The 24,711-nt window shown below is 47.6% G+C and carries 22 protein-coding genes; 10 read left to right on the forward strand and 12 right to left on the reverse strand.

Annotated features, from left to right (window positions below; translation table 11 throughout):
- The 4 genes from HP401_RS31405 to HP401_RS31420 all read left to right on the forward strand — a co-directional run bounded on the left by HP401_RS31405 (window position 1) and on the right by HP401_RS31420 (window position 6,380).
- A complete protein-coding gene (locus tag HP401_RS31405; protein WP_254457131.1) occupies window positions 1–2,487 on the forward strand; it encodes a galactose-binding domain-containing protein in 2,487 nt (828 codons plus the stop codon).
- Window positions 2,487–5,426 (forward strand): hyaluronate lyase N-terminal domain-containing protein, encoded by a 2,940-nt coding sequence (locus tag HP401_RS31410; RefSeq protein WP_173606273.1) that lies wholly within the window; start codon window positions 2,487–2,489, stop codon window positions 5,424–5,426. Before HP401_RS31405 ends, HP401_RS31410 begins: the two co-directional genes overlap by 1 nt.
- A 133-nt stretch (window positions 5,427–5,559) precedes the next feature.
- On the forward strand, window positions 5,560–5,913 hold the full coding sequence (locus tag HP401_RS31415; protein ID WP_017249740.1) for a hypothetical protein: 354 nt from the start codon (window positions 5,560–5,562) through the stop codon (window positions 5,911–5,913).
- Window positions 5,914–6,092: 179 nt separating this feature from the next.
- The gene (locus HP401_RS31420) at window positions 6,093–6,380 is read left to right on the forward strand and encodes a hypothetical protein (RefSeq protein WP_173606284.1); all 288 of its coding nucleotides are present in this window, start codon (window positions 6,093–6,095) and stop codon (window positions 6,378–6,380) included.
- A gap of 91 nt (window positions 6,381–6,471) precedes the next feature.
- Here HP401_RS31420 and HP401_RS31425 read toward each other — a convergent pair whose 3' ends face one another.
- From HP401_RS31425 to HP401_RS31445, 5 genes are read right to left on the reverse strand one after another with little or no spacing between them, the layout of a single operon-like run.
- Window positions 6,472–7,608 (reverse strand): M20 family metallopeptidase, encoded by a 1,137-nt coding sequence (locus tag HP401_RS31425; protein ID WP_173606274.1) that lies wholly within the window; start codon window positions 7,606–7,608, stop codon window positions 6,472–6,474.
- A 12-nt stretch (window positions 7,609–7,620) separates the two neighbouring features.
- A complete protein-coding gene (locus tag HP401_RS31430; RefSeq protein WP_012684369.1) occupies window positions 7,621–8,421 on the reverse strand; it encodes an ABC transporter permease in 801 nt (266 codons plus the stop codon).
- Window positions 8,418–9,260 (reverse strand): ABC transporter permease, encoded by an 843-nt coding sequence (locus tag HP401_RS31435; protein WP_012684368.1) that lies wholly within the window; start codon window positions 9,258–9,260, stop codon window positions 8,418–8,420. The genes HP401_RS31430 and HP401_RS31435 overlap by 4 nt, the downstream gene beginning before the upstream one ends.
- Before the next feature lie 3 nt (window positions 9,261–9,263).
- Complete coding sequence (locus tag HP401_RS31440) at window positions 9,264–10,358, reverse strand: ABC transporter ATP-binding protein (RefSeq protein WP_173606275.1); 1,095 nt, start codon at window positions 10,356–10,358, stop codon at window positions 9,264–9,266.
- A gap of 8 nt (window positions 10,359–10,366) precedes the next feature.
- Window positions 10,367–11,485: an ABC transporter substrate-binding protein gene (locus tag HP401_RS31445; RefSeq protein ID WP_173606276.1), complete on the reverse strand. Its 1,119-nt coding sequence runs from the start codon at window positions 11,483–11,485 to the stop codon at window positions 10,367–10,369.
- Window positions 11,486–11,715: 230 nt separating this feature from the next.
- Between HP401_RS31445 and HP401_RS31450 the strand changes: the two genes are divergently transcribed.
- The gene (locus HP401_RS31450) at window positions 11,716–12,477 is read left to right on the forward strand and encodes an IclR family transcriptional regulator (protein WP_012684365.1); all 762 of its coding nucleotides are present in this window, start codon (window positions 11,716–11,718) and stop codon (window positions 12,475–12,477) included.
- A gap of 235 nt (window positions 12,478–12,712) precedes the next feature.
- Window positions 12,713–13,252 carry a hypothetical protein gene (locus tag HP401_RS31455; protein WP_173606277.1) on the forward strand — a complete coding sequence of 180 codons (540 nt, stop codon included), beginning with the start codon at window positions 12,713–12,715 and terminating at the stop codon, window positions 13,250–13,252.
- Between the two features lie 56 nt (window positions 13,253–13,308).
- On the opposite strand, the gene pdxR is transcribed toward HP401_RS31455, so the two are convergent.
- From pdxR to HP401_RS31490, 7 genes are all read right to left on the reverse strand, one after another.
- Entirely contained in the window at window positions 13,309–14,787 is a 1,479-nt protein-coding gene (gene pdxR, locus HP401_RS31460) for a MocR-like pyridoxine biosynthesis transcription factor PdxR (protein WP_173606278.1), read from the reverse strand.
- A gap of 82 nt (window positions 14,788–14,869) precedes the next feature.
- Window positions 14,870–15,577 (reverse strand): ABC transporter ATP-binding protein, encoded by a 708-nt coding sequence (locus HP401_RS31465; RefSeq protein ID WP_016741241.1) that lies wholly within the window; start codon window positions 15,575–15,577, stop codon window positions 14,870–14,872.
- 14 nt (window positions 15,578–15,591) lie between these two features.
- On the reverse strand, window positions 15,592–16,368 hold the full coding sequence (locus HP401_RS31470; protein WP_007717354.1) for an ABC transporter ATP-binding protein: 777 nt from the start codon (window positions 16,366–16,368) through the stop codon (window positions 15,592–15,594).
- 21 nt (window positions 16,369–16,389) lie between these two features.
- On the reverse strand, window positions 16,390–17,673 hold the full coding sequence (locus HP401_RS31475; RefSeq protein ID WP_064201865.1) for a branched-chain amino acid ABC transporter permease: 1,284 nt from the start codon (window positions 17,671–17,673) through the stop codon (window positions 16,390–16,392).
- A gap of 9 nt (window positions 17,674–17,682) precedes the next feature.
- Window positions 17,683–18,729, reverse strand: coding sequence for a branched-chain amino acid ABC transporter permease (locus HP401_RS31480; RefSeq protein ID WP_173606279.1), 1,047 nt, complete (start codon window positions 18,727–18,729; stop codon window positions 17,683–17,685).
- Between the two features lie 61 nt (window positions 18,730–18,790).
- On the reverse strand, window positions 18,791–20,026 hold the full coding sequence (locus HP401_RS31485; RefSeq protein WP_173606280.1) for a branched-chain amino acid ABC transporter substrate-binding protein: 1,236 nt from the start codon (window positions 20,024–20,026) through the stop codon (window positions 18,791–18,793).
- A gap of 236 nt (window positions 20,027–20,262) precedes the next feature.
- Window positions 20,263–22,020 (reverse strand): adenine deaminase C-terminal domain-containing protein, encoded by a 1,758-nt coding sequence (locus tag HP401_RS31490; protein WP_173606285.1) that lies wholly within the window; start codon window positions 22,018–22,020, stop codon window positions 20,263–20,265.
- Window positions 22,021–22,211: 191 nt separating this feature from the next.
- On the opposite strand from HP401_RS31490, the gene HP401_RS31495 reads away from it, so the two are divergent.
- The 4 genes from HP401_RS31495 (at window position 22,212) to HP401_RS31510 (ending at window position 24,680) form a co-directional block, all read left to right on the forward strand.
- A complete protein-coding gene (locus HP401_RS31495; RefSeq protein WP_173606281.1) occupies window positions 22,212–22,751 on the forward strand; it encodes a YgaP family membrane protein in 540 nt (179 codons plus the stop codon).
- 18 nt (window positions 22,752–22,769) lie between these two features.
- A complete protein-coding gene (locus tag HP401_RS31500) occupies window positions 22,770–22,904 on the forward strand; it encodes an EYxxD motif small membrane protein (RefSeq protein ID WP_256435380.1) in 135 nt (44 codons plus the stop codon).
- A gap of 172 nt (window positions 22,905–23,076) precedes the next feature.
- Window positions 23,077–23,460 (forward strand): MarR family winged helix-turn-helix transcriptional regulator, encoded by a 384-nt coding sequence (locus HP401_RS31505; protein WP_012684352.1) that lies wholly within the window; start codon window positions 23,077–23,079, stop codon window positions 23,458–23,460.
- 11 nt (window positions 23,461–23,471) lie between these two features.
- Window positions 23,472–24,680, forward strand: coding sequence for an MFS transporter (locus tag HP401_RS31510; RefSeq protein WP_173606282.1), 1,209 nt, complete (start codon window positions 23,472–23,474; stop codon window positions 24,678–24,680).
- Window positions 24,681–24,711: the final 31 nt, after the last annotated feature.

Consider the following 24,711-nt stretch of genomic DNA (forward strand, 5'->3'; position numbering starts at 1 on the left):
ATGTCGGTCAGAATCACCCGAACAGGCACCGAAGTCATCCTGGATCATAATGAGTTGGCCAACAAGGGAAAACGTACCCACGCCGAAATCGACTCCTACCTCCAGGAGCTGGATGACGCTAGAGAGGATAAACCGAGCTTACAGGATAAATTCCGTGAGCTAAAAGACAAAGACGCTGAACAGGATCGTCAGCTTGATGCCGTGAAAGGTGCTGTTTCTACCTTTCAAACGGGGCTGAATACGTTATCGTCAACCGTCAGCGCGGCAGAAGCGAAAAATCAGACGCAAGATCTCCGTCTTTCACAAGTCGAACAAAAAAACGCACAGCAAGACCAAGCCATTTTGAAGCTGCAAAGCGATGTATCCTCTAACCCGAATGCCGAGGTGGTCGCTGCACGCCGGGATCGGGATGGGAAGGCTTTTCCCAGTCTAAAAGCTCGGTTGGATGATATGCAGGGGAAGATTGGTACAGGCGGTGGCGGGGGAAATAATGGGGGAGCCACGAGCAGCTCCTTTGATTTACAGACCCCCATCAATATTTTACTGAACACCTTTCGTGATGCGGAAACACATAACAGACCCGCCTATCGTCAAAACAACATGTATGTAGATGTATTTAGCGATTCCTCAGGAGTTGATATCGAAAAGTCGTCTTCTTTTGCCATTATAAATGGTACTGTCTCACCCGGGCTTTACGATACAAATATCATCATGTCCAGTCCAACTGAACCTGCCCCTTATCACGTAACCTCGTCTAGTGAAACGTCTGGTTACCCTGGATGGATGGGAATCAACGGAAATTTAACAGATTCCTATTATACAGATGGAGCGACTCCTCCGGCAGAAGGTCATTGGTGGCAAATTGACTTTTTCGTCCCCAAAATTATTACTAAGGTCGCAATACGAGCTATTGGAATCTCGGCTGGACAGTACGGTCTTGCCACGTTTACTCTGCAAGGTTCACAAGACAATACGAATTGGACAGATTTATACGTGGGATCTCATGCCAACACAGGTTCAGAGTTAGAACACAGCTTTACGAATACCTCAGCATACCGCTATTACCGCCTGGCCAAGCTTCGGAGTTATCGCAGTGCAAACACGATAATTTATACCGGTTGGCACGAGATTAAATTCTATGAAATTATTGACGCTGTTACTCTCGTGACTAAGGCAGTTAACGTTGGCCGATCTCCAAAGAAGATTATTACAACTGCGGAGTATACTGACGCTGTTACCTTCGACCTGACCCTCGATGGAACAACTTGGGTAAACAACATCGATTTAAACAAGCTACTCGATACCTCTTCACTAAAAGGTACAAACCTCCAATTACGAGCTAACATTCCGTCTACAGGCAGTTTAAAATCTTTAGGATTTACTTGGTATGACGATAGTATGCTTGTTGAGATGCCAGGTAAAGAAGAGGGAGGCAACGATCGTAGCACCACCAAACCGTTAGTTGACGTTGTTGCCGCTACTAATATTTTGCGGAATGCTTATCGTACTTTGGAAGGCGCGAATCAGGGAGCATCGGTTCGGCATAATTTGTATGCAGATGCATTTGTAGATTTGTCTGGGGTCGATGTATCTAAATCAGAAGCATTTCAAATCCAAAATGGAAAGTTTACCAAAACTGCTGGAGTACCTTTCAGTTGGAAGGACCTGGGTGTCCAAACCGCTTCATCTCTTGGAGATTGGAATAATAATAGCACTAGTTTTAGACCTTACAAATCAAATGGTACGGCCCCAACCTATGCCGTTGAAAAAATCGCTGACGATAATGCTATTGCAACACCAGGTGGATATTCTGATTACTGGCTTCAAGGCGGTACAAGTGCTGACTTATTCATGAAATGGGTAACACCTGTAGAAATATATAAAATCATTCTTTGGATGAATGGTAGTTTAGGACAAAACGGACACGATTACTGCGATCATCAAATTTATGTCAAAAATCCATCAACCGCTAAATGGGAAGCAGTTACTCCAAGGATTAATCTTGCTTCTAAGACCGATAAAGGAGTACATGGTGACGGTTCATGGCACTACCCCATCAACCTAGACCATCTCGTTACTGAAGTCAAAGTAACTGTCTGGAATAAAAGTTCATATATGACCGTTACTGAGGTACAAATATTGCAAGCATCTGATAAAAATCCTGTCATGGTTTCCAAACCGATTCCATTGGCAAAGGCTCCGACCCATCTTGTGCTGGATGCAGAGTATGAGGGCAATATCAGCATTGATTTGTCACTCGATGGAGGAACCACGTTCACAGCTGGTGTTCCATTGAATCAGCTAGTTGACTTAAGCACTTTTCTACCAGGTAATTCTCTTGTCATTCGAGCCAAACTTAGTGAAAAAGCAGTCCTCAACAGCATTGGTTGCATTTGGTATGACAAAGACACTCTCCCCACTTATACAGATACGGTAGGCGGTAGCAGTGGCTCCACGATCACCGAAGTAGATGGAGGTACATTCTAATGACACTACCAATCAAACTAAAACGCGGTTTAAAAGCCAATCTCCCCTCCGCTGCATCAGCGGGGGAACCCCTTTTCACCACAGATACAAAAGAATTATTTATCGGCACAGGTGATGGGATCTCAGCTATTGGAACCGATCCAACTCTGGCAGAAAGAGTGGGGAAACTGGAGAAATATCGTAGTTCCGTATCTCGGACCTATACGGAAACATTTACTTCACCAAAGGTTGACATTGAGAACACTACTGCATGGTATTCTACCAACGGTGTACGTACCTCTAAAATTCCCTCCATTACAGAGAATTTCACAGATTTGAGCGCTGTTGATCAAATCAATTCCTACGGCGTTACCTTCGACACTGAAAATGGATTGGTAAGAATGAGCAACACCCTTGAAGGTGTTGTTGTGTCTTCTGCTCTTCCAGTAGTAGAAGTGGATAAACTTACTGTTCAATCAGACTATACGCTTCCAAACGCATTAGGCGTCATCTCTACCAAAAAAGTAACTGGGGAGACGGTGTCAAAATTTCCGCACCTAGAACCCACTATTTTAGTTGATCGGTTAAACAGGACTTGGGTTATCAGTTCAGTCGACCGAGAAGGAATTTATGCGGTTGTAACCAATCCAGACGATTCCGTTGCCTTTGAAGGGTATTTGCATTCGTACAGTGGAACTGGTTATTATGTAGCCGCCTCTAGCATTACGAATGCAGTAGTTGATCATAACAACAATGTATGGATAGCAGCAGCCCTAACAAACATGCCTGGGTTGATCATTTCAATTAAGCCTGATTTTCAACCCTTTTTAACTCCCATTTCAGTAAAAGGAAACACCACGATTAACACCTACACTCCATTTTTAAAACTCCATGTCGATAAAAACAACCGAATCTGGTACTCGTGGGGGTATTCCATTAATCTCTATTACGGATGCGTTAATCCAGATGGCACCTTTTTCATCCCTACTACTTTACAAGCTTTCACCCCATCTACGGGAGTCGACAATACTGTAATGGTAGAAGACCGTACAAAAGGCTATGTTTGTTTCATAATACGAGGTTACAGCAATAACACGGTAAGAGCTCTTCGATTAAATTATGATGGAACAAACCCAACCCATTTCTCTTCGATCGGTAAAGCCTCAAGTAAATGGTTAAACGCAACCCACGATGAATCAACAGGGATTACGACTATCTTATGCGTTGATAACAATGCTCCGATTGTACACCGCCTAAACTTGTCAACAGGAGCATCCAGCACTTTTTCTTTGACCGGATTCATGGCCATTGATCATTCTTTACCGATTGGATTTGTGTTACAAGACAAAATTATGCGGGTGTTCTATCATCAACAAACGGTTGGTTCTACCCGTCTTATCTCTATTGATCTCGCTACTTTATCAGTTGTGGAACCGGACACACTCATTCAAAGCGGGACCAATACAACAAGAGCATCTGGGTGTATTGACGGAAAAGGAAGATTAACTATTGTCTTAAATACGACAGAGTATTCTTCAAGCTACTATAGCAATAGCCTGATAAAAATGTTTCGTTACGATACTGTACCTACCTCTGCCACTTTCCAGATTTCCCCTGACGGTGCATCGTGGTTTCCCCTATCACTCGGTGAGGAGCTCACCCTTCCTACTAAAACAGACAAGTTAATCATGAAGATAAAGATGCAGTCACCAAATTACGGGATTTCCCCCACAATTAGAAGTTATCGTATTTCATTAGGTGGTGCGGCAGGTGAAATCACACAAGTATATACTTCATCCACCTTACCATCTGTTACCCCCATTTCTCGTGTTACACTTACTGCCAATCAAATTCTCGATGGCGGAGATATCCTATGGGAAGTAAGCAACAATGGTGGCGGGTCTTGGCAATCTGCTGAGCTGGGTCAAGAGGTCGAATTTGCCAATCCAATCAACAGCGATCTTCGAGTTCGTGCGACTCTCCATTCTCCTGCTAGCGAATCTAGCACCCCGTCTATCCGAGATTTCACTGTGACAAGCGCCAATTTATTATTGAACCCTTCCATAGCAGACTCCAACCTCCCTCAACGAGTCATCGATCTTGAAACCAATCTACTAAAGACAAATTTCCAACTAATCACTTACATGAATGCAACAAAATATGGATTAAAAAACATGGTTATCGATACTTTCACAGATCTTTCTGGTGTAGATATCCCGAATAGCCAAGCTGTCTATGACCATACTCAAAAAAAATTCACTACTGGAATCGTAGATATCGTACCGCCCATGACTGCTAACGATGCTCCGGCCCCTTTTATTGTGAGTGCAGACAGTGTTACTGGTGGAGCTGTGTTTCACATGTTTGACCGCAACTTTGCAAGTGGCTGGAGTACAACTGCCGGTGGACATCATTGGATCAAAATCTTTCTGGATAATCCCGCTCAGATTGTCGATCGATATCTTTTATCTGGAGGCGCAAAATACGCTCCTACTTCCTGGCAATTGCAAGGCTCCAATAATAATTCGACTTGGGATACACTCCATTCCGTTTCCGGTTATGTTTGGACTCAGTATGAAGGTAATGAATTTACCATTCCTACTGAGAACATCAAACCTTATCAATACTATCGATTCTACTCTACCTCCTCCCAATACGGGTCAGGCGTAACCCAAATACAAGAATTACGATTACAAAAGGCCGTTGACCAAAATCATCTACAATCAAAACCTGAGAACACTTCTGCTCCGCCAAATAAAATCGTGATTGTCGGAGATGAGACGGTTAATGGTGGAAGCATCAAATACCAGGCATCTCGAGATGGTGGAAATACCTGGTCAGACGTTCCTGCACAAACTCTTACGGATATTTCTAGCCAACCGGTCGGAACGCAACTCGTCGTAAAAGCAATCATCACTGGGAATGCAGAGCTCAATGCGTGGGGCTACTACTATGAGTAAGAAGGATTAGCTCGTACAAGCATTTGATTCATTCAGTTGTGGTAAAGTACAACCACTCAAAACACCGTGAGAATTTCCCCAAACTGTCTATTCTATATATAGACCTCACAAGAGAAAGCAGGTGAATAAACGGATGATCCAAACACTACTCAACTCTTCCACTCTCCCCTTGGTAGTATCCAGTGTACTGACGGCAATCGTCACTTATCTGGTTGCACGCCACAACAACAAGAAAGAGTTGATGATAACAGACAGGCAGCAAATCTCACAAGAAAACCAGCAAATTCGCCAGGAGCTTCGTCAGGAAATGGACAAGCTTCGAGAAGAACTCCATGTTTGGCGCAACCGTTGCATGGAGCTTGAAACCATCGTGCAGGAGTGGCGAGATAAATACACGACGCTGGTCGTAGAAAGACAACAGCTAGAGTACCGTGTCAAAGAGCTGGAGACTGAACTCAAAACGTACATGCAAGCGAGGATTTCCTAGATGTTGCCGATCCGGCCGACCTCCTCCACAAGAAGTCATCCACAAAGGTGACACCTACCTTCCTTGGGGCGAAATCTCGCCTCGCGAATTACTTCCCTTCCAAATGAATAACAACTGGATGTTTTCCCCGAAGTACGCCCCGCTCTACTAGCAAAAGGAGGAACCAACCTTTGATTGATATGGACCCATTCATTCAAAGCCTGAGTCTGCTTACTTTTATGGCAATCTTGATTGAAGCCGTTACCGAAATTTTAAAGAATGCCTTCCCCGTACTAAAAGACCGCTCCACTTATATCCTCTCTATCCTCATTGGCATTTCGCTCTCCCTCGCTTTTCAAGTCAACCCCTTTGGTCTTGAGGGCAGCGGCTACTACGTTTCTGCCGTGCTGGCTGGTATCCTCACCAGCCGCGGAGCGAACTACCTTAATAGCTTTGTGAAAAAGCTAAATACATCTTCGAAACAATAGCCTCTCTTTTTCCACACAAAAAGGCACCTGGCCTGATGCAACCATCTTACGCATCAGGCAGGTGCTTCTTCTCTTTTTCTCTTGCTTCTCTCTATACTTCCTCTATCAACCGCGCCAACAAGGTAGCACGCGTCGATATTTCTCCCAGTTCGATCCATTCATCCGGCGAGTGGGCGTACCCACCTTTTACACCAAGTCCATCCAGCGTCGGGACTCCGCAAGCGGCCGCGAAATTGCCATCGCTGACTCCACCTGTACCCGACTCTTCCAAAGCCATCCCTAGTTCATTGATGCTAATCGATTGTGCAAGGGAAAATAATTTGCCTGTCTCTTCGGTTCGCTCCATCGGTGGTCGGCGAATGCCTCCCGTTACGCTGATGTTTGTACCGGCGAGCACTGGCGTGAGTTCGCTCATTACCTTCTCAATGCGTAGGGCCTCTTCCATCGAGATAAATCTCACGTCAATTTCAGCTTCTGCCGAATCCGCCACGACATTGGAGCCAATCCCGCCCTTGATGACGCCCACATTGACGGTTGTCCCTTTCTCGTAATCGGTCAAGGCATGTAGAAATTGCACCTGTCTCGCCAGCTCTTCAATAGCAGAGACGCCTTTTTGATGATCGACGCCCGCGTGTGAGGAAATTCCGCTGACTGCCAAGGTAAAATGGGCGCTTCCCTTCCGCCATGTTTTGAGTGCGCCGCTTGGTTCGGTTGGCGGTTCCAACACAAAGCTCGCCACCGAACGCGCGGCTTCTTCTTCTACCAGTCGGCGAGAAGTCGGGCTGCCGATCTCCTCGTCACTGTTTAATAGGAGCACGATTTTTTTATCTGCTGGCAGGCGATCCAGCTTTACCAATGCCCGCATGGCAAACATTGCTTGCAAAACGCCCGCTTTCATATCGTATACGCCCGGCCCGTACGCTTTTTCATCCCGGATCGCAAACGGTCGGCGAGCCGCCTCTCCTTCTAACCATACGGTATCGTAGTGGCCGATGATGAGGATTTGTTTTTCCCCGTTGCCCAGCGTACAACGCACTTGATCACCATAGGTCTTGTTCGGGATCAGCTCTGCTACTCCTCCTGTCAGCCGTTGAAACTGCAGGGCGAACCAGCCCGCCATGCGGTCACCCAGCTGTTTGTCACGAGAAGGCGAGTCCATGTTAACTGACTCTTCGAGTAACTGAAGATAGTGGGGAATATTCTCTTGTATATAAGTGTGGATTGACATAGTGCCTCTTCCTTAATGAGATTGTGAATTGAGTCCGAACAGGCGCTCTAGTCCGTACACTTTTTCCAACAAGACGATGAACACCAGACTCAGCAGGATGACCACGGAGGATATCGAAGCCACCAACGGGTCAAGTGTCTCCTGCATATAGGTGAAAATCGCGAGTGGCAGCGTCGTCGTATCCGGTGCCACCAAGAATAAGGAAACCGTCACATTGTCAAACGACGTCAAGAACGAAAAGATCATCCCCGACACGATGGCCGGACGCAACAGTGGCAACGTAATATCCCAGAACACCCGAAACGGATGGGCCCCCAGCATGTATCCTGCTTTTTCCAGCGTATAATCGAACGAGCTGAGCCCTGTGAGCACCAGCCTAACGACATACGGAATCGAGATCAGCATGTGCGCCAGCAAAAGTCCTGTAAACGTCCCCGCGATACCAATTCGCGTGAAAAATAACAGCGCGGAAATCCCAATAATGAGCGAAGGAACGGTAAGCGGTGAAAGCATTAGTGCGTTGATGATGCCGCTCCCACGAAACTTGTATTTGGACAGCGCAAATGCAGCCAATGTCCCTAAGAAAGTCGCCAAAATCGCCGTTACCGTAGCTAGCTTTAGACTGATCCACAGCGAATCGATGAACTCCGGCCGATCCAAAATCATCTCATACCACTGCCACGAAAATCCTTCGGGCGGAAAAGCGAGGTATCCGGCTGCCGTAAAGGAGCTCGGGATAATGACCAGAAACGGCAGATTGACCAAAACAAGCACAAAGAACGTGATGAGTCCGAGTACGTTTATTTTTTTCATGACGCAAACACCTCTTTATACCGCTTGGTTTCAATCAGCTTCGTATACAAAGTCACCAATAGAATCGTGCTACCCAGGAGCAGGAAGGCAAGTGCCGCGCCCAAAGGCCAGTTCAATGTCGCCATGATTTGCTCATAGGCAATGACAGGCAAGACCTTCACGGAAGTGCCGCCCATTAAAGCTGGTGTCACAAAGGCACTCATCGACAAGCTGAACACCAGTGTCGTACCTGCAATAATCCCCGGCAAACACAAGGGCAATGTCACACTGAAAAACGTACGTACGCGGGAAGCCCCCAAAATCGATGCCGCCTTATTCAGGGACGGATCGATGGCATACAAGCTGGTTGCAATCGCCAGAACCATGTAGGCAACGAAGGAGTCCGTCAGACCGATCACAATACCCAGCTCATTGTACAAAAGTCGCAACGGTTGATCGATCAGCCCCAGACTGATCAACGTCTCATTGATCCACCCTTTTTCCCCCAAAACCACTACCCAACCGAAGTTACGAATAACAACACTGATGAGGTGAGGGGCCAAGATCAGCATCGTGACGATTCCACGCATTTTCCCTGTAGCCTGCGCCATGTACATCGCTACAGGAAATCCGAGCAAGAGGCTTACCAGTACCGTCCAGAGACTCACGCGAATCGTCCGCCAAAGAATCTCCAAGTAGTACGGATCTTGTATAAATAATGAATAATTGTGCAAAGAGAACGCCTGATTCTCATCCTGAAAGCTGAGCAAAAGCATCATCAGCATCGGGAGGATGAATACGCCAAGCAGCAAAATCATCGCAGGTGCTGTCAACAATGTAACCGAGAGACGCTTGCTCATCCGTCATCCCCTTCCTGCGGGCATGACCAATACGTCGTCCGCGTTCCATTGACAGTAAACCGTTTGACCTTCTTGGCGGTCCACCGAACTATCGGTCATTTGGACTTTTGCCGAGAGCGTATGCTCCCCGACCTTGACCTCACATTCTGTGTACGAGCCCAGGAAGGAGGCAAGCTGCAAATGTCCTTTTACCCGATTCGCTTCCTCACTGACTGCTGTATCGGTCAGCTTGATTTTCTCTGGTCGGATAAAAATGATCACTTTTTCATGGAGTGCCACGGTTCGCTCTTGCTTTGCCGCCTTCACGAGCATTCCACCAGTCGTCCGCAGCGTGAGTACATCCCCGTCCATTCCGATGACTTCCCCTTCCAAACGGTTCGTCTTACCGATGAAGGTATGTACGAATTCAGAAGCGGGCTGATTGTAAATCTCCAGCGGTGTACCGATTTGCTCCACGAATCCGTGATTCATGACCACGATGCGATCAGAAAGCGCTAGCGCCTCTTCTTGGTCATGGGTAACGAAAATAGTCGTAACGCCGATTTCGTGATGTAAGCGCTTTAACTCATCGCGAAGCTCTTCCCGAAGTTTGGCATCCAAGTTACTAAGCGGCTCATCCAACAGCAGGAGCGACGGCTCAATAACAAGCGCCCGTGCAATCGCAATCCGCTGGCGTTGTCCGCCGGAAAGTTGTTTCGGATAGCGATCTGCTACGTTTGGCAGCTTGACCAGCCCGAGTACACGATTCACACGCTCTTGCATTTCTTGCTTGTTCACTTTGCGTAATTTCAAGCCGTAGGCGATGTTTTCCGCCACAGTCATATGGGGAAACAACGAGTACGTCTGAAACACCATGCCCAGCTCCCGTTTGTACGGAGGCACGCCATTCATTCGTTGCCCTTTGATCAAAAGGTCTCCGCCATCCGGGTCCAAAAAACCGGCAATCATATTCAAGGTCGTGGTCTTACCGCAACCAGATGGGCCGAGAAACGAGATGAATTCGCCTTGCTCCACCTGCAGGTTGAAGTTTTGAACCACGACATTGCTTTGAAATTTTTTCATGATGCCGCGCAGTTCAACATCAATCACCTTGGTCACGTAAATACCTACTTTCCTGTTTTAGGTGCGATTTCTTTGTTAAAGCGATCCAGCCAAGCAGATGTTTCCTTGCTCACTACGCTATAGTCGAAGTTGACAACCTTTGTACGATCGAATTCCAATGTTTTCGCTACATCGTCTGGCAGCTTCACAGAGGTTGCCGGATTGTAGTACAGCTTCGTTGCGTACATCGTTTGAATTTCATCTGTCAAAAGGAAATCGACGAATGCTTTTGCCGCTTTTGGACTCTTCGAACCTTTTACCAGCGTAGCTACGTTCGGTACGATGTTTCCGCCCTCTTCAGGGAAAACGAACTCCAATGGTACGCCTGCTTCTTTTTGTGTCAAGCTACGCGCCATTGTCCAAGTGGTGTACGCTGCGCTTTTGTTTTGCAGATTTTGCTGAAGCTGTGCAGCACTCTTCGCAAAGGTCGGCATGTATCCTGCAATCGTTTCCATTTTCTTAAAGCCTTGTTCGATGTCTTTCTCAGACCCGCCATTTGCGTACGCCAGCATGATCATCGTTGAGCGTCCAAAGTTGCTCGCTACGTCTGTCATCGTGATGTAGCCTTTCACTTCAGGCTTCGCCAGGTCATTCCAGGACTTCGGTACAGGCAAGCCTTTTTCTTTTACCAGATCCGCATTATAGGAAATCCCCATCGGCGTGAAGTTTACTACTACACCGCTATCCTCCGTCACACGCAAATCTTCTGGCACGTTTTTCATGTTCGGGATATCTGTTGCGGATACAGTTTCCCACAAGCCTTCTTGACGTCCCTTCTCTTGTTCGCCGCCTTCAACGATTGTCAGGTCGATTTGCGGTGCATTTTTCTGTGCCTTAACCTTCGCTACAATCTCCGTGGAAACACCAGAAACATAGGTCAGCTTTACATTCGGATACTTCTCGTTAAACTTCTTGAAGACTTCATCCTTCATCATCTTTTCAACGGTCGCGCCGTTTCCTGCTACTACCAGTGTGTCTTCCAGCTGAGCTTGTGCTTCGGTGCCGCTATTGTTGCCAGCAGCCGGTGCAGGAGTAGATGTTTGCGGCGTGGAGGAGCCACATCCAGCCAGCAAGGAACCAGTCAAAGCAAAAATGGACAAGACGGATAATGCCTTTTTCTTCATGTAAGTTCGACCCCCGATTGTCTATATTGTTCACGAATAGAGAACAACGTTTCCTATTCGAGAACGATAATGCTATACTAGCATAAAGATACTGACTATTCAAGGTAGTCGTACTAGAAGAACCATTGCACCAATTACAGGCTTGTCAGCATTCTTTCTAATGGTAAAATTACTTCAATCGAGACTCTTCTTTGATAGAAGAGCAACTGTACGTTAAAGGAGACCTTTGTATGGACCAAGTATTGTCTTCTGTTCGAAATGGCTGTCGGCTGTTAAAAATATTTCTCGATTCGCCAAAAGAACTTGGGGTAACGGAGCTCAGCAAAAAACTCCAGCTGTCCAAGGGAGCCGTTCACAAGCTCCTGTCCACGCTGGAGTCTGAAGGCTTTATCCGCCAAAATGAAAAAACCAAGCAGTATACGCTTGGCTACACGCTTTTGGAGCTGGGCACTAAGGTGCTCACGAATCACGATATCGTTGATTTTTCCAAACCGTTCTTAGACCAGCTTGTCTCACGGACAAACGAATTGGCGGTCTTATGTGTACAAGATTCAAAGGACGCGATCTATGTAGCCAAAGAGGATTCGCTTCATCCTGTTCGCTTTACCGTAGAATCCTTCCGGCGTTTTCCTCTTTACTCAACCTCCGCTGCAAGGGTTTTGCTTGCCTATCAGCCAGAGGAGTTTCAGGATGAGATTTTGCAGGAACATCCACTGAAAAGCTACACACCTCATTCGTACACGTCTGTTGAGCAAATTAAAGAGGACTTGGTGACGATCCGCCGGCGAGGTTATGAAATCAGCTCGAATCGACGCAATACAGGCGTGACCGGAATCGCTGCCCCGATTTTTGATTCAACTGGGCACGTAACTGCATCTGTCAGTGTCATCGGTCCCTCCGACCGCGTGATGCCGAAACAAGAAGAGATTTTACAAGAAACGCTAGCGACAGTACGTGCGATGTCAGCTCAATTAGGGTATCGAATGTCTTAAAATCCGTTTAAGATGCCATGAAAAAACCTCCTGTTCATCAGTCTGCTCTGATGACAGGAGGCTACTCTTCATGCTAACTCACTTGTTTTGCCTATGATAACAGCTCAATCCGTTCACTTACTTTTCACTCGATATAGTTATGTTAAATTTTTCTTCTTGAGGCGAAACGGTTTTGTTATTTTTTCGTCTACTACTTGTGAATAGTATTTCGTGTACAGAAAGGAAATAACACCCTATGAGAAAAACATATTTGCTGCTTTCTTCTTTGTTATTCTGTTCATTGTTTGTTACTGACGCTCATGCAGCTTCACAGCAAGGAACGGTTGCCCCTGTTCCTCCCCAAGTAATTGTTCCAACAAGCAGCAAGGATAAACAAGGAAATACTCTTGAAAAATCAATGGCATATGTGAAAACGTTACAAGTGAAAAATGGAAAGCTCCTCGTCTCACTTGACTATGTTCAATGGTTTTTCGGTGAGGCAGCAGTAAAAGCTTATCGTCAAGATCATCCATCGGAAAAAGAAGACTATCCGATGCCATATTACATTCGTAATAGCAGTCCTAAAATTAGAACGTTTGAAGTTTCTCCAAAGGCTTCCTTTACTCTTCAAACCAACTCTACACAAAAAGATGGGAATTTCCATTGGAATGAAGCAGTAAACACCGAGACTTTTAAAAAGTTTGTACTATCCAAGGGAATTCCTTATCAGATACCATTCCACGTTGAAGTAAAGAATGGCATCATCACAAAAGTTACAGAACAGTACGTCCCTTAATTATTAGCAGCACTCCCTTTTTGGGATGCTGCTTTTCATTTTTTCTCAGCGTTCCTTCACCCGATCCCCTGGATTGGGTTTTTATTTTCCCCTTCTATTTGTAAATAAGGCTCCCATGCACGTTTCAACAGAAGAATGCCATCCTCAATCTCCTCGATGGTCTGCCCCCCGAAGCCGAACTGGAAAGCCGGCAGTCCATTTTCCTGTGGATGAATCCATTTATGTGCGGTTGGATAGACACGTACACCTGATGCAGCCGCAAATTGGGTCAACTGTTGCGGAGTACTCTCACTTTTCACTTCTACCGTCACAGACAGTCCGGCATCCTGACCCTTGATCCGGATGTACGCCCCCAGCTGTTCCTGCAAGCACTGCAGCAGCACCCCATGCTTTTTGCGGTAAAGCGTCCGCATCTTGCGAATATGCCGCTCCCAATCGCCATTTTTCATGAACAGGGCCAGCGTCTCCTGATGAATACGCGATGCCGACTGGTCAAAATCCGCCAATTTCTCCTGAAACACCGCCAATAACGCTTGCGGCAAAACCATATAGCTCATCCGAATCGACGGCAGCAACGCCTTGGAAAACGTCCCCAAATAGATAACGCGTCCTTGCGTATCTAGCCCCTGAAGGGAAGGAATTGGCTTGCCATGATAGCGAAACTCCCCATCGTAGTCGTCCTCGATGATGTAGCTTCCCGTCTGATTCGCCCAGTGGAGCAGCTTTAGCCGTTTGGCATACGGCATGACTATTCCGGAAGGGTCCTGATGAGAGGGGGTGATATAAACCAGCCGCGCTCCACTCTCACTGAGCGCTTCCACATCAATCCCATCCTCTGTCAGTCTGATCGGGCGCACATCATAGCCCAAATGGGAAAACACGGTACGAACACCGTGATAGCCCGGCTCCTCCATCGCTACAGCCTGTCCCCGTGTCCCGAATAGGAACCCCAATAAGCTGATGATCACCTGCGTCCCCGCACCGATCACAATTTGTTCCGGCGTAGCTTGCACACCCCGAGCTCGTCCGAGATAGCGTGCGAGCTCCTCCCGCAGCTGCGGCTCTCCTTGTCGGTCGCCGTAGTAGAGCACGTGCTTGTTCTCTTCCTGCATGCATTGGTTGGTGTACTTGCGCCAACGGTCAAAAGGAAAATGCTCGGCATCTACGCGCGCTTGGTGAAAATCATATTGGATCGGAACTGCTGAGGGTGTAGATGGAGTTATTTGGACGTAAGCCGTTTTAGCTGGTTGCTGCCCTTTCCCTGTAGGCACAGGCACTGGCCCATCCCAGTCCATATCGACCACATAAAATCCGCTACGCTCCCGACTCTCGATGTAGCCTTCTGCCATGAGCTGGTGATAGGCACTCTCGACAGTCGTTTTACTCACTTGCAAAAATCCGCTCAAGGCCCGAACAGAAGGCAGACGCGTCCCGGAGATCAAGCGCCTCCCTTGGATTTCTGTACAAAAATAGCGATAAAGCTGTAGATAGAGAGGCTCGCTCCCTTCTACAAAGCGGGGACTAATATCTAGCAAGCCACATCCTCCTCGCTGAATAAATGAAAAACCGACGGGAGCAAAAATCCCCATCGGTACTCACGTTTCTATTACACCACTATTACGCCAAATACGCCTCTCTTACCTGCGGATTCATCAATAATGTCTGGGCATCGTCTTGCAAAATAATTTCGCCTGTCTGAATCACATAACCGCGATGGGCGACAGACAGCGCCTGATTCGCATTTTGCTCGACCAAGAGAATCGTCATGCCTTCCTTGTTCAGCTCCGTAACGATGTCAAAAATCTGCTCCACCAGAATCGGTGCCAATCCCATCGACGGTTCATCGAGCATGAGAATTTTTGGCTTCATCATGAGTCCACGAGCAATCGCCAGCATTTGCTGCTCTCCACCGGACATCGTGCCGCCTTTTTGATTGACCCGTTCCTTCAGGCGTGGAAAGTAAGCAAAGGCGCGCTCGATTCCTTCTTCTATCACCTTTTTATCGGATACACTGAAGGCACCCATCTCCAAATTCTCGCGTACGGTCAGCTTGGGAAAAATACGGCGGCCTTCCGGAACGTGGGCGATTCCTGCTAAAGCAATATCATGTGTACGCATCTGCGTAATGTCTTTGCCATTGAAGATGACTTTTCCTTCTTTGGCACGGGTCTGCGCACATATCGTTTTCAGCGTGGTCGATTTACCTGCCCCGTTGGAACCGATCAGCGTCACCACTTCGCCTTCGTTTACCGTTATGCTCAATCCTTTTAATGCGTGGATGCCGCCGTAATACGTATGAACGTTAGTCAGCTCTAGCAATGCCATCGATTTTCCTCCTTCTACGACACGTCCGACGCACTTTTTCCGAGATAGGCCTCAATGACGTTAGGGTTGTTGCGGATTTGTTCAGGTGTTCCTTCTGCAATTTTTCTCCCGTAATCCAGCACGTGAATGTATTCGCTAAGTCCCATGACCAGCTTCATGTCATGCTCAATCAAGATAATCGTCAAATCGAGCTCTTTTTTCAGCCGACGAATAAAATCCGTCATCTCAACCGTTTCGCGAGGGTTCATCCCTGCCGCTGGCTCATCGAGCAAAATAATTTGCGGATTGGTCGCCATCGCCCGGGCGATTTCCAAGCGTCGTTGCAACCCGTAAGGCAGACTCCCTGCCGCTTCATTGGCAATATGCGCGATCCCGACATACTCCATGAGCTGATAAGCCTCCACGCGCGTCCGCTCTTCCTCTTGGCGTACACGTTTGGAGTTGAACAAGATTCCAAGAATTCCAGCCGATAAGCGGCTATGCACACCCACCATGACATTTTCCAAAGCCGTCATTTCCTTGAACAGACGAATGTTTTGAAAGGTACGGGTGATACCGCGACTCGCGATCTGATCGGGACGAAGCTTCTTGATGCTTTTGCCATTCAGCAGAATTTCTCCCTCGTCTGGCTCGTAAAATCCGGTAATCATATTGAAAAAAGTCGTTTTTCCGGCTCCATTCGGCCCGATTACCGCCGTAATGCTTCCTTTTTCGATGTCAATCGAGACGTCTTGATTGGCTACCAAGCCACCAAAGCGCTTCGTCAAATTTTTTGCCTCTAACAATGCCATGCTCATTTCCCTCCTCGTCCGCTATGACTGTTTTCCAGAAGTCAATTGGGACAGTCTGCCGAGAATCCCCAGCTTTTCTTTGCCAAACTCGCTCTTTTTGATTGCATCGAGATCGTTTTTCTTCCGTTTGGCCGGAATCAATCCGTTAGGGCGATACAAGGCGACGAGAATGAGCATGATTCCGAAAATGAGGCGCTGGAACTTGGATGGGTCCAGCTGGTTCGGCAAACTGATGATCCCCGAATTTTGCAGACTGTGCAGGAAGTTGGAGAATTCTTTTAACAGCTGTACCTGCAAGATTGTCACAAATGCGGCTCCAAGCACAACGCCTGGAATGCTGCCGCTACCACCCAGAATAACCATGACCAATATTCCGATCGATTCCATCAGCGTAAAGGAGGTCGGATCGATAAACGTCTGCTTGGCCGCAAAGATAACCCCCACGACACCTGCGAAGGAAGCACCCAATGCAAATGCAGCCAGCTTGGTATTCAGCAAGGAAATCCCCATGGACTGGGCAGCCAGCTCATCCTCACGTACCGCAATCCATGCACGTCCCAAACGGGAATGCTCAAAGCGTATATTCGCCAATACGATAAAGGCAATCACAAACAATACGATGAAGTAAAAGTAAAACGGCGTCCCCATTTTGATCCCAAACAGCTCAGGAGACGGAATCGGCGTGATTCCCTGCGGACCGTTGGTGATGTTGATGGGCTTGTCCAGGTTGTTGAAGACAATGCGAATGATTTCACCGAAGCCCAAGGTCACGATCGCGAGGTAATCGCCTTTTACTCTGAGAACTGGCAATCCTAGCAATATTCCGAAAACAGCAGCCACAATCAAGCCGACTATGAGAAATGGCCAAAACCACTCACCGGAGAGCGGGAACAGATTCCCTGCAATAAACTCATTCGCTTGCGAGGTCGAGAAAATCGCGTACGCATACGCCCCAGCAGCAAAAAACGCGACGTAACCCAAGTCAAGCAAACCAGCAAAGCCTACTACGATATTCAAGCCCAAAGCCATCGCTACGTAAATGCCTACCTGTGAGGCTACCTCCATGTAGTAACGGTTTTCGCCGGCTACCAATGGAATGATCAGGAGGAGAACAATAGCGCCAATCGCCATTTTGATCGACTTGGTGGTATTAGTATAATAGACAAGCACAATGGATGAAAGAATGCCGAGAAACGCGATCACTGATTTATCCATCAGGTACAATGCGGCAGAAAAGCCTACAATCCAGATCAACGTGAATACGAGCGGAATACCTTTGAACGATTTCCAAGCGAGATTTGCCATTTATTTCACCTACACTTTCTCTTTTACAGCTTCGCCAAACAGTCCTTCTGGCTTGAAGAGAAGCACGAGAATTAAAATACTGAACGCGAACACGTCTTTGTACTCTGCACCAAAGGCTCCGTTGGTCAACGGCCCCATAAAGGCACCGGACAAGGATTCCAGAAGACCGAGGAGTACGCCACCGATCATCGCACCACGGAGGTTCCCAATCCCGCCGAGTACGGCAGCTGTAAATGCTTTTAGACCGAGAATAAAACCGATATATGGATCGATCGTCCCGTAGTTTTGCGCAAACAGAACGCCTGTCGCGCCACCCAGGCTGGAGCCAATCAAAAACGTAAGCATGATTACTTTGTTTACATTTATGGTCATCAGCGAAGCCGTACTCTGGTCCTGTGCGACGGCGCGCATGGCGATTCCCCACTTTGTTTTATTCACAAACAACGTCAACGCAATCATCATGATGATCGCAATTACAATTACGATCAAACCTTTTGTTGGAATCGTAGCGATACTTCCTAATGGAATCGAGCCCGTAAAAAGAGCGGGACTGTTTAGATAAAACTCATTACGAGCCAGTGCTTCTGTAAAACGTACGAGGTCTTGCAGCAAAAACGATACACCAATCGCCGAAATCAACGGCACAAGACGAGGTGCTCCACGCAATGGCCGATAGGCAATCCTCTCAATCCCTACTCCCAAAGCACCAGTTAATACCATGGCAATTATGAGTGTTATGAAAAGTGCGACAAATGGATTCATACCTTCAAGTGCCCCTAACGCATCAGAGATCAATAATACCTCTGTACCGATAAAGGCTCCGACCATGAAAATGTCTCCATGGGCAAAGTTGATAATTTCCAAAATCCCGTAAACCATTGTGTAGCCTAAAGCCACGACTGCGTACATAAATCCAAGTGTCAATCCGTCAACCAACACCTGAGGCAAAATATTGATCATGCTTTCCCATCCCTCATTTCCCTTGTAGACTTGTACAAATTTTCTGCATTCAATTCGTTGACTGGACGTGTTTTCTCGTGGAAAAGGGGCCAACACTGGCGTGCAGCCCCCTATCCTGGTATGAGGCATGGGAGTGTGTGCGCGTTGTGTGGTGTGATTACTCGGCCTTGCCTACGAAAATGGATTTGTCCTTGTCAAACTTGTAAATGAACACGTCTGCATTTGTGTTGTCACCTTTTTCATCAAAGGTAACCTTGGTGAATTGACCCTGAAAATCTTTGGTTTTGTGGACTGCATCGAGGACTTGCTCGCGGGTTGGTTTTTTGCCTCCGTTCGCTTTGGCAGCTTCCAAGACACCATTGAGGATGACGTTCATGGAGTCGAAACCATAGACGGAATAGGTTTCCAGAGGCTTGTTTGTGGCTTTCTTGTACTCTTCAGCCCATTTTTTGCCCTCTTCGGTTTGCGTTACGTCCCCTGCTACTGACGTAAAGACTACACCTTCGACAGCATTACCGGCTATTTTTATCATATCAGAAGAATCCAAGCCATCGCCACCCATAAAATAACCCTTAAATCCTTTTTCACGAGCTTGCTTGATCAAAATTCCACCTTCTGGATAAAGTCCCCCGAAAAAGATGATGTCCGGGTTTTTCACCGTTACCTGGTTAAGTACCGCGCTGTAGTCCTTTTCGCCCTGGGTAATGCCCTCGAAGCCAAGGATTTGGACCCCGTCCTTTTCGAATTGCATCTTCACTTGATCGCTCAGACCTTGGCCGTATGCTGTCTTATCATGGATAATATAGGCCGTTTTTACACCAAGTGTATTTTTCGCATAAAGAGCAGCCTTTGGTCCTTGTGCGTCATCGCGAGCACAGATTCGATGGACGGTTTTCTTGCCTTCCTCGGTGAGCTTCACCCCTGTATTTGCCGGGGATACCATGACCAGCTTGCCTTCGTCGTACTTCACAGACGATGGAATGGCAACCCCTGTGTTATAGTGCCCAACTACACCGTACACATCGGGATCAGAGATGAGCATCTCCGCATTCGATACCCCAATTTTCGGGTCGCCTTGATCATCCTGAGGGAAAAGCTGGAGATCAAATCCAAGTGCTTTAAATTCTTCCTTGCGCTTTTCGAGAGCGTAACCAGCGCCTGTCTTAATCGCATCTCCGATAGCAGAATTGCTCCCGGACAGAGGAGATTGTGTGGCAATTTTGATGAGACCACCCTCGGTTGTTCCTCCACCACTGTTGCCCGGAGCTGGCTGACTTTGCCCGCCGCTTGCGTTACTTCCTCCGCTTGAATTGCTGTTTCCTGCGCAACCTGTTAATGCCATACTCGTAGCCAATACCGCAGATAAAACCCCCACATAAGAACGCTTTTTCATTCAGAATGAATCCCCCTTCTATCATTCTTTGTTCTTGTTACCCAATCCATCTACCACGTTAGCCAGGTTGCGACTTTCAAAAACGATACTCCTCGGGGATAAAGATAGATAGGCTTGGTTGTTTTTATTTTAAAATAAATCTGATAATTTACAAGAAGTAAAATATATTTTATATACATATATCATTGATTCACAAACGATCACGGGCGTTTGTGTGACCGCAAAAAAACACTCCCTCAAGGTAGAGGAAGTGCCGGAACGACGATTTGCCCACTCTTCACGTCGACAATGCCTGTTGCCGTTAGACGTGCATATGGCAAATGGGTAGCCGTAAAAAACAAAAGCGAATAAATCGGATCGAGATGGACATGCCCTTTGGAACGGAGCTGATTTACCAAATTTTCACCCATGCTGATCACTTCCTCCATCGGTGCGGACGCGAATTTTCCAGCAAGAGGCAATGGGCATTCGCAAATGATTTTTCCTTCATCGATTAGGACGACTCCACCTTTTATTTCCCGAATACGCTCCAGTGCTTGCGCCATCGCTTGGGGATCGCGTCCGATTACGATCCAATCGCCAGAAGCTGAATAAGTGCTGGCTAGCCCTTCGAGATGCTCACCGAAGCCGTGAAGCACTGCCATTGTTCGGTTGCCTCCAGTTACATCAATAATGGCGATCAATGCCAACTGCGGATCATGCTGCAAGGATACGTATCCATCCTGATCAACAGGCATGTCCTCTAGCGACAGCCGCGTGATAACGGCATTCAGCATTTGTAGCACAGGGGTCTTGCCGTCCGCATCTGGCCGCAGGCGGAACCAATCAGAATGTGCCTGTTTTTTCAATGGATCTGCCAATCGTAACGAAGCTTCCTCCCATTGTGGCTGAACGGTTGGAACGAGCAGGGTTCCTTTTTCTGCCACCCGTTGTCCATTCGCAATCACGATGGATGGAGTCGGTTGATCCTTTGCCGTCAACAGCAGCATATCGGCGATTCGGCCCGGCGCAATTCCTCCGATCTCCGCGTCCAGCCCATAATAGACAGCCGGGTTCAGCGTCGCCATGACATACGCTTCTTCTGGCGGCATTCCCGCTTCCATAGCAACACGGAGCGTACTATCCATGAACCCGGCACGATGCATCGGCGGCGTGCTTCCATCCGATGTCAGCATCATCCGTGAAGACCACGGCACCCCCAACTCCAGCCAGCCCTTCACCAGCTCAGGTAGATCGGGGCGAATAGAGGAATGGCGCAGTGTCGCATACATGCCTAAACGGATGCGCGAGAGCAAATCAGCAGCATGGATAGCTTCATGACAAGCTGTTATGCCGGCTGCTGCGGCAATGTTCAATGTCTCGTATGACGCCCCCGGATGATGCCCTTCCATCCTTTTGCCCAAGTCCCTCGTATACTTCAGACCAAAAAGCAGCGTCTCATCCTCTTGTAAAACACCGCCCCAATTCGTCAACTCCCCGCCCTGGATCACACGTGGATGTTCCAGCATTCGCGCCAAATTTTCCTTCGTGAACGACGGATGAGCTTTCCCTGTCTGCGGATCGAGTCTGCCCCAGAAAAATTGCTTCACGGGATGTGCTGCCAAAGAATCCATGATCGCTGCCGTTTGCGAAAAAGGCAGTTGCATGAGCATTAACGTGTCCGACACCATACCAGTCGTACCCGTTTGCAAAGCAAAGTCAGCCAACGTATAAGGGTTATACCATTGAAACGGATGCGCGTGAGGCTCGATGTAACCCGGCACGAGATAATGCCCAGCCGCCTCTATGATTACAGTCTGGTCATCGACCAACGGCTCTTTTTCTCCTACATAAGCAATACGTTCTCCTGCCACTGCGACGTGATGCTCTTGCCATTCTTTTGTGTACACATTCAGAACGCTTGCGCCTTTTATCCAGAGGCTTGCCGGTGCCTGACGTCTGCTCACGCGAATCATGTTCAAGTAATCACGATCTGATATGGCTCGTACGCGCATCATTTTTTCTCTCCTCGCTGGTCTCCCGATGTTTTACAAAATGAACGATCGTTCATCGCCACTACAGCTTCTCCGCCCATCATTCATTCCCCTGCAAGCTTGGTAATGGTAGTAACAATTCCCACGGGTGTCTTGTCGCCCTTTATTACACACTAGGGAATAGACGTAATTGCGACAGGAGGACAACTCTCATGCATAAAAACGTAGGTAGAACTGATGCCATGATTCGTATAACTGGCGGTCTGTTGGGCTTGGCGTACGGCATCGGAAAAATGAGTCGTCGCCCATCCAAAACTCCATGGCTGCTCATGGCTTTTTCAGCTATGAAAGTAGCAGAAGGAGCTACTCGCTTTTGTCCGATGTACGCAGCGATGGGCATCAATACGAAAAAAGGGAATGGCGTGCAAGGCATGATGGATCAGCTCAAGAAAAAAGGCGTGCAGATGGCAGTCAACCAATTTACCCGCTCCATGAATATTGCGCCCATCAAAGACTCGAACACCAGCAAAGATGATGAGAGCAACACGCCAGCGACAACGAATAAGGCAAACATACAGTATTCCACAAGCCCACAATTATCGAAGAACCAGGAAAAACACTCCATCAACAATCAGCAAAACACGAAGCTTACTCCCGAGGATCAACTTCTCGAAAAAGCGGCAAGAGAGATCATTTCATTTCGCTCCCAAGAAAATAACAACAGCAGCACTCGTTACCCCACGTACACATAAGGAGAGGAGGCACTGCATATGCTTGTCGGCTCCCAGATGTATGAATGGATGTCCCATAACTTCTTTGTTGTTGCCACGATCATTGGCGTCATCGGCGTAATGGGCTATTACTTCTTCCGCACCTCGCGAAAGAGAGGGAGATATCGTCAGTAAAGGAGAAGCAACCAACCGCCTTTTCATAGGGCGGTTTTTTCCATTTACAAAATTAATTGTTATACATATAATTGTCATTGCAAGTATTTTTGAACGAAAGAGGGTTATTCCCCTGATCGATCATTGGCAAAAAGAACCGGTTGGATTTCTCATTGGAAATACATACCGGAGAATGATTCATTATGTTTCCCTTTTTTTAAAGGAGTTTGATTTGACCACGGAGCAGTTTGCCGTCCTTTATCGGCTACGAGAGGAAGAGGGTATCAATCAAAAAGAGCTGGCTCAGCGCTCTGCGAAGGATCAGCCTTCCATGACACGCATTTTAGACACACTCGCCAAAAAAGGCTTTATCGAAAAGACATTGAGCGAACAAGACCGCCGCGCTTACATCATTACCCTTTCCCCGAAAGGACGGGAATGGCTGGAGCAGGCGATTCCTGTAGAGGCTCAGGCCGTTGCGGACATATTGGAAGGGATCTCTCCTGAAAAGCTGGCCTTCTTACGGGAAATCTTGCTGGAGATTAACGAGAACATCAATAGAAAAACGACAGACTAGGAGTGACAGCATTGGGAGAGAGTAGAGAGAGACTGTGGACGAGAGATTTCGTCCTGTTAACTGTATGCAATTTGTTGTTGTTTCTCACCGTTCAAATGCAAACCCCAACATTCCCTGCCTATGTGAAGGAAGCTTATCAGGCCAATGATTTTGTTGTCAGCTTGGTTATTAGCTTGTTTTCACTTGCAGCAGTGATCGCAAGGGTATTTACTGGGGAAGCTTTGAAAACGAAAAGCAGTAAGCTCTTGGCAATCGTAGCACTTGGATTCGTCGCGATTTTTAGCGCAGGCTATTACTGGGCGGGAAGCATTGTGTTCTTTCTTCTGTTGCGAATCCTGGTCGGCATCGGCTTTGGGATGGGCAGCACGACCTTTCCGACGATTGTCTCCAATGTGATTCCTGCCAAAAGAATCGGCGAAGGCATGGGTTATTTCGGCTTATCGACCAGCTTGGCTATGGCACTCGGCCCGTTGATTGGACTTGGAGTGTTGAATGGGTTTGGATTCGGATCGATGCTCATGGTTCTCGTATTGTTAGTTGCTATTATTTTTCCGTTGATGCATTTTATCCGTGCCTACAATCAGCTTCCTGTGTCGTCCGGGAACACACAAACGGTCACAGGCATTCGTCGATTTTATGATAAAAAGCTGCTGCTTCCAGCTGGACTGAACTTTTGTTTATCCATTACGTATGGCGGGATTCTCAGCTTTTTGGCCTTGTATGGAAAAGAAGCCCACATTGAGAATGTCGGCTGGTTTTTCCTTACGAATGCACTGGCGATGGTGCTGATTCGTCCGTTTTCCGGCAAGCTTTATGATCGCAAAGGGCATATTGCCGTCCTGCCTCCCGGTGCGATTTTCGTCGGGATCAGCCTCTTGCTCCTGTCCCTGACAACGACAGAGTCCTTGCTTCTCGTCTCTGCTGCCTTCTATGGCCTTGGCTATGGCATGATTCAGCCATCTATCCAGGCGTGGATGGTGAAGGTCGTCACACCTGAGCAACGCGGCATGGCGAATGGACTTTTCTTTAATTCCATCGATCTGGGGATCGCGGTCGGCTCTATGCTCCTCGGCGTCATCGCGACACATTCGAGCTACTCTGTCATGTACCGCTGGTCGGCGGCGTGCCTGCTGCTGTTCCTCATCGTTTATTTCCTCTCACAGGTGGCTGCGGCTAAAGCGAAAAAAGCGGCCATCGCGGGTGAAAACGTGGGTATGTGATAACTAAAAAAAAGCTGTTCCCCAAGTAGAA

Origin of the sequence: Brevibacillus sp. HB2.2 (genome assembly GCF_013284275.1) — a bacterium.
GTDB classification, from domain to species: Bacteria; Bacillota; Bacilli; order Brevibacillales; family Brevibacillaceae; genus Brevibacillus; species Brevibacillus brevis_D.

Coding starts and splice junctions, on each gene's coding strand:
- HP401_RS31405 (WP_254457131.1), top strand. CDS start 1: ATGTCGGTCAGAATCACCCGAACAGGCACCGAAGTCATCCTGGATCAT.
- HP401_RS31410 (WP_173606273.1), top strand. CDS start 2,487: ATGACACTACCAATCAAACTAAAACGCGGTTTAAAAGCCAATCTCCCC.
- HP401_RS31415 (WP_017249740.1), top strand. CDS start 5,560: ATGATCCAAACACTACTCAACTCTTCCACTCTCCCCTTGGTAGTATCC.
- HP401_RS31420 (WP_173606284.1), top strand. CDS start 6,093: ATGGACCCATTCATTCAAAGCCTGAGTCTGCTTACTTTTATGGCAATC.
- HP401_RS31425 (WP_173606274.1), bottom strand. CDS start 7,608: ATGTCAATCCACACTTATATACAAGAGAATATTCCCCACTATCTTCAG.
- HP401_RS31430 (WP_012684369.1), bottom strand. CDS start 8,421: ATGAAAAAAATAAACGTACTCGGACTCATCACGTTCTTTGTGCTTGTT.
- HP401_RS31435 (WP_012684368.1), bottom strand. CDS start 9,260: ATGAGCAAGCGTCTCTCGGTTACATTGTTGACAGCACCTGCGATGATT.
- HP401_RS31445 (WP_173606276.1), bottom strand. CDS start 11,485: ATGAAGAAAAAGGCATTATCCGTCTTGTCCATTTTTGCTTTGACTGGT.
- HP401_RS31450 (WP_012684365.1), top strand. CDS start 11,716: ATGGACCAAGTATTGTCTTCTGTTCGAAATGGCTGTCGGCTGTTAAAA.
- HP401_RS31455 (WP_173606277.1), top strand. CDS start 12,713: ATGAGAAAAACATATTTGCTGCTTTCTTCTTTGTTATTCTGTTCATTG.
- HP401_RS31465 (WP_016741241.1), bottom strand. CDS start 15,577: ATGGCATTGCTAGAGCTGACTAACGTTCATACGTATTACGGCGGCATC.
- HP401_RS31470 (WP_007717354.1), bottom strand. CDS start 16,368: ATGGCATTGTTAGAGGCAAAAAATTTGACGAAGCGCTTTGGTGGCTTG.
- HP401_RS31475 (WP_064201865.1), bottom strand. CDS start 17,673: ATGGCAAATCTCGCTTGGAAATCGTTCAAAGGTATTCCGCTCGTATTC.
- HP401_RS31485 (WP_173606280.1), bottom strand. CDS start 20,026: ATGAAAAAGCGTTCTTATGTGGGGGTTTTATCTGCGGTATTGGCTACG.
- HP401_RS31490 (WP_173606285.1), bottom strand. CDS start 22,020: ATGCGCGTACGAGCCATATCAGATCGTGATTACTTGAACATGATTCGC.
- HP401_RS31495 (WP_173606281.1), top strand. CDS start 22,212: ATGCATAAAAACGTAGGTAGAACTGATGCCATGATTCGTATAACTGGC.
- HP401_RS31500 (WP_256435380.1), top strand. CDS start 22,770: ATGCTTGTCGGCTCCCAGATGTATGAATGGATGTCCCATAACTTCTTT.
- HP401_RS31505 (WP_012684352.1), top strand. CDS start 23,077: ATGATTCATTATGTTTCCCTTTTTTTAAAGGAGTTTGATTTGACCACG.